Raw genomic sequence first — 1,041 nt, forward strand, 5'->3', positions numbered from 1 at the left:
CAGGTAGGTATCAAAGGCACCCTGGTTATTCACTTACCGTAACAGAAATGACGGAGGAACAAAAAGAATGGGCAAAACTCTTTAACTGCGAAAGATTATTAAAACCAAAGGCATTAAAACAGATAAAAAAATCCTTAGAAAATACATTGTAGTCCCAAAAATATTATTGGCGTATGGCTTCAGCCCTTGCTACGCCTGGTACTGGAAAATTTTTACGCCAAACTTCGGTGATAAAATAAAATCAACAAATTTCAACAAATAAGAATGAACACTATATACCAAAATCCTCCTTTTCGGCTATGATGGAACTGGAAATTATTCAAACCACTTCATCATGGGCGGGAGGAAATTATGAACAATAGAGAAAGGTGGAAGATGTACTACGAGATTCARTCACTTAAAGAAATGGGATTGAACGTCTCTCAAATTGCCAGGAGCTGGGTATCTGCCGGAACACGGTTTACRCACATTTAAGCGCCACAACGGATGACCTGGAAAGAATTAACCGTGACAGCCAAACCAGAYAAAAGAAACTGGATGAATATAAGTTGGAGATAGCGGGCTGGCTCAAAACATAYCCCGATTTGTCGGCAGCCCAGGTGCTGGACTGGCTAATGGAGAAAAAATTCTCTACCAACGTTTGCGAAGGCACAGTCAGAAACTATATTCGATGGCTGAGAGAGGAGTATGATATCCCAAAAATTGTCCATAAGCGTCAATACGAAGCAATCGAAGATCCGCCCATGGGGCATCAAGCCAGATGGACTTCGGAGAAACAAAGCTTTTGGACGCAAACGGCAGTCGGTCAGACTCTGGTTTATCGCTTTGTCCTCGCCCACTCCCGCTACAAATATGTAGAATGGTCGGCCAGTCCATTCACCACCCGGGACGTGATCCAGGCCCATGAAAACGCCTTTGAATATTATGGAGGGATGCCTAAAGAGATTGTCTATGACCAGGACCACTTGATCTTGGTCAGTGAAACCACGGTGACCTGATCTTAACCAAGGAATTTGCCCAGTACATGACAAGACGCCGCTT

The 1,041-nt window shown here is 43.5% G+C and carries 1 protein-coding gene; it reads left to right on the forward strand.

Features of this window, described 5'->3' with window-relative positions; translation table 11 throughout:
* Nucleotides 1-548: 548 nt before the first annotated feature.
* Nucleotides 549-998 (forward strand): hypothetical protein, encoded by a 450-nt coding sequence (locus P378_RS10975; protein ID WP_099083281.1) that lies wholly within the window; start codon nucleotides 549-551, stop codon nucleotides 996-998.
* The last annotated feature ends 43 nt before the right edge of the window (nucleotides 999-1,041 follow it).

It is taken from the genome of Desulforamulus profundi, assembly GCF_002607855.1.